The sequence below is a fragment of the Streptomyces sp. AB3(2024) genome, assembly GCF_041862025.1.
In the GTDB taxonomy this organism is placed as follows: domain Bacteria; phylum Actinomycetota; class Actinomycetes; order Streptomycetales; family Streptomycetaceae; genus Streptomyces.
The window spans coordinates 1-3,289 of the sequence record NZ_JBGWAB010000274.1 but is presented as its reverse complement, the minus strand read 5'-3'; the positions used below and the strand labels follow the sequence as shown (position 1 = coordinate 3,289).

General features: G+C 68.6%; 4 protein-coding genes and 2 pseudogenes. 4 read left to right on the top strand and 2 right to left on the bottom strand.

Annotated features, from left to right (window positions below):
- Positions 1-555: pseudogene (locus tag ACEPPI_RS40215) on the bottom strand (hypothetical protein); the annotation flags it as partial.
- A 257-nt stretch (positions 556-812) separates the two neighbouring features.
- Between ACEPPI_RS40215 and ACEPPI_RS40210 the strand changes: the two are divergent.
- Both ACEPPI_RS40210 and ACEPPI_RS40205 read left to right on the top strand, forming a co-directional pair.
- Positions 813-965 carry a hypothetical protein gene (locus ACEPPI_RS40210; protein ID WP_373920196.1) on the top strand — a complete coding sequence of 51 codons (153 nt, stop codon included), beginning with the start codon at positions 813-815 and terminating at the stop codon, positions 963-965.
- A gap of 6 nt (positions 966-971) precedes the next feature.
- Complete coding sequence (locus ACEPPI_RS40205; protein WP_373920195.1) at positions 972-1,277, top strand: barstar family protein; 306 nt, start codon at positions 972-974, stop codon at positions 1,275-1,277.
- A 19-nt stretch (positions 1,278-1,296) separates the two neighbouring features.
- On the opposite strand, the pseudogene ACEPPI_RS40200 reads toward ACEPPI_RS40205, so the two are convergent.
- Positions 1,297-1,482 (bottom strand): annotated as a pseudogene (locus ACEPPI_RS40200) (hypothetical protein); the annotation flags it as partial.
- 385 nt (positions 1,483-1,867) lie between these two features.
- On the opposite strand from ACEPPI_RS40200, the gene ACEPPI_RS40195 reads away from it, so the two are divergent.
- Together ACEPPI_RS40195 and ACEPPI_RS40190 are read left to right on the top strand one after the other, a co-directional pair.
- The gene (locus tag ACEPPI_RS40195) at positions 1,868-2,248 is read left to right on the top strand and encodes an HIT family protein (RefSeq protein WP_373920194.1); all 381 of its coding nucleotides are present in this window, start codon (positions 1,868-1,870) and stop codon (positions 2,246-2,248) included.
- Positions 2,249-2,753: 505 nt separating this feature from the next.
- Positions 2,754-3,104 (top strand): hypothetical protein, encoded by a 351-nt coding sequence (locus ACEPPI_RS40190; RefSeq protein ID WP_373920193.1) that lies wholly within the window; start codon positions 2,754-2,756, stop codon positions 3,102-3,104.
- Positions 3,105-3,289 lie beyond the last annotated feature (185 nt).

The following is a 3,289-nucleotide window of genomic DNA, read 5'->3' as shown; positions in this document are numbered from 1 at the left end:
GAGATCGGCCCGGTCGTGTGTCCACCGGCGTGGTCGTTGCGTCCCTATGAGCAGTGGCTCCGTGGCTTCGCAGCCGATCAGCTCCATCGGGACGGGGGCCGGGTCCGCTCGCGGCTTGAACAGGCCGTCCACGGCGGTGCACCGGCCTGCAGGTGCAGCAGTGGCTGTCGTTCCCGCGAAGGGCTCGAAGCGTGGCGCCGCGGGCCGTTCGAAGAGGCTCTCCTCGTTCCTGACTCCGGCGCCGATCACGATGTCGTACCGCGCCGGGTCGGCCGGGTGTGGCTGATGGGCCACCACGACCGCATCGAGGAGAGTCCACCACTGCACGGGCTGATCGTCGTCCCAGACCTCGACGCACACGTCGCCCAGGCTCCGCAACGAGACCTCGGGCCCGGCCAGGACCTCGCTCAGGAGGCCGTCCGGGCTGCATCCGCGGAGGGTGAGGACCTCCCGCGGCGGCGGAACCGGATCGACGAACAGCCCCTCGACGCCCCCGCACCTCCCCCAGAGCTGTTCCACACCGTCCTCGTCCTCCTGGACCAGGAGGTACTTCACCGGGAAGCCCCGGTCCCACCGAGCGTGATCTGTGACGCGCACCCAGCCCCCGAACATGTGACCGACCGATCAGCCTTCGCGCCTACGATCCGGACCCTTCGGCCCAGGCCGGGAAAGGGGACGGGCTCCCGAGGTCGGTCACGTCTCGTCGCCCGATCTCTCACCTGGGGCGTTTCGTTTGGATCTAGACTTTGCAGCTCGCCGCCGTGACCGGCTGAGGGCGGTCAACTGTCCGGCTCGTCGGGGGGAGGTGGACGATGGTCACCGTGCCCTGGCTCCACGTAGTTGAGAAGCGAGGCGCTCTGCCTGTCGATCTGCTGCTGCCCGTGACCGGCAGGACGTACGTAGCGCGTCTCGACGGCCGGGAGATGCGCGACACGGACGCTGTGTTCCAGCAGTTCTACGACTGACTGAGGTTGCCTGATTACTTCGGGTGGAACTGGAACGCCCTCTCCGACTGCCTGCGTGATCTCACGTGGCTGGCTGCGGACCACTGCGTATTGGTCGTCGAGGCCGCGGATGAGGCACTGCCGGGCGATCCCTCCGAACAGCGGCTGCTCTTCGACACCCTGCTTCGGGCCGGTCAGCGATGGTCCTACACGCAGCGGCCCGAGGGCATCGAACTCGGCAGGCTCGTGATCGTCATGTCTTGTGACGCCCCGTCCGTCCCGTCCCTGCAGGGACGGCTGCAATCATGTTTGGAAGAGACGGCATCGTCATAGGGGCTCATCTCGCGGACCGGAGAAAGGTGCCCGCGAGGTAGAGCCCGGCCAGGTAGGTCGTCGCGGTCTTCTCATAGCGGGTTGCGATGCCGCGCCACGGCTTCAGACGGCTGATGCACCGCTCTTTGCTCAGGTGGTCGCGAATGGCGCGTGACGAGTACGCCTTGTCGGCCAGGACCACATCCGGCCTGGTACGAGGTCTGCCGTGCGGGCGTGGGCGCGCAGGCGGGCCGTCCCGTCCGCGTCGGCCACGCGGGCACTTGCGCGCCACCGGAGCCTCCAGCCCTCTCCCTGTGCCGCGACCGCAGCAACGCCGGTCATGCCGACCACCCGGCCGCGCCGCGACAGCTACAGACCCACGATCACGAACGTGCAGGCGTCGTACTCGTGATCCATCCGCATGCCGTCACCGTATCCACGCCGGTGCCGTGGCAAGGCAGGATTCCGGTGCCGAGCATGGTGTGGTCGGCTTTGTCGTGGATGGTGCGGAACCAGCCGAGGGGATGCGAGCCATCGGCTCTCCTGAGAGCCGGTGAGGCGCACCTGTACTCTGTCGGCCACTCGCTCTCTGACACAGAAGGTGATGCATTGTGACAAGTGACGTGGCGGTCAGCGACTTCTACTGCAATCAAGCCCTCACCGGTCGGGTGGAGATCCAGCCGGTGGCAGAGACGGAGCGGGTCCTCGCCTTCCATCACACCAATCCGTCCTACCCGGTCCACATCGTGGTGATCCCGAAGGAGCATGTCCCCTCCCTCACTGATCTCGGCAGCACCGGCACCGACCTGCTCACCGAAGTGATTTCGGTGGTCCGCGAGGTCGCGGCGATGGTGGAGATGGAGTACGGCTCGTGCTCGGTCACCACGAACCTCGGGCTCTACCAGGAGTCGAAGCATCAGCATTGGCACGTCGTCTACCGGGGTGAGAGCAAGAGCGCGATCCTCGACATGTACGGCCACCACGACCGCTGAACGCGCCGAACCTCGCTCCGCTGGGCTTGGCGTCCTGGCGAAGGCGTGGCGTGCACGGGCTGGTTCACTCCCGGCTGTTCCAGCGCCTTCGCCCGGTCGGCGAGGTCCGGGTCGCGCGGGACGTTCAGGCCTCGGTCAGCGGGCCCCAGAAACGCTTCGCGCCCGCGGATGGCGGCCGCCTCCCTCACGGGCGCGGGGGCGGGGGCGGCGGGGGCCGCCCGCAGTGCCCTGCACGACGTCACCTCCGGCCCCCGGACCACAGCCCGCGCCAGGCCCCGCCGCCGAGCCCGGCTGATCCGCCGCCCGCCAGTGTGGACTGAGGTTCCCCCGACATCGGAAGGTTGCCGTTCATGCCCTGATGGGCCGTGAGGACGGAGCCTTGTGTGATGGCTGCACCGATGAAGTACCCGCCCGAGTTGCGCCGGCGTGCGGTTCAGATGTACCGGGAAGCGGACCCGAGCCCGTAATCCGAAGGATGGCCGGCCGCTAGCGGGTCGAGCGCCTGATGCGCCAGGCCGGGCTCCAGGGCGTCAGCCCCCGCCGGCCCCGGGGCTTCACCCGCCGGGATCCGGCCGCCGAGACCGTTGCGGACCCGGTCCAGTGCGACTTCACCGCGGATGCCCCGAACCGGCTGCGGGTCGCCGGCATCACCCTCGTCTCCACAGGCGAGGGGCCGTGGTGGCTGGCCGCCATCCGGGACGCCTTCTCCCGCCGGACCGTGGGCCGGCACACCTCCCAGCGGGCGGATGCCGATCTCGTGCCGACCGCCTTGGAGTACGCCCTCCACGGCCGGCCCGTCGAGCCCGGAAAGCTGGTCGACCACAGTGATCACGGCTGCCAGGGCGGATTCAACTGATCGTCGCAACACCTCGTGATCAGCGAGGTGTGGGATGGTGCGTCGTCGGCAGGCAGCCGATCGGGCGATTCGACCGAAGTTGAGGTCTCCGGGGCATCCGAAATTTCAGCGTCATATCGAAGCGGCGTTCTGGGACGAAATCGCCAGGGGACTGCTCCCGGAGGAAGCGGCCGGGGTTGTCGGCG

Excerpts from the sequence above, each read along its gene's own strand:
- ACEPPI_RS40210 (WP_373920196.1), top strand. The coding sequence starts at position 813 with ATGGTCACCGTGCCCTGGCTCCACGTAGTTGAGAAGCGAGGCGCTCTG.
- ACEPPI_RS40190 (WP_373920193.1), top strand. The coding sequence starts at position 2,754 with ATGCGCCAGGCCGGGCTCCAGGGCGTCAGCCCCCGCCGGCCCCGGGGC.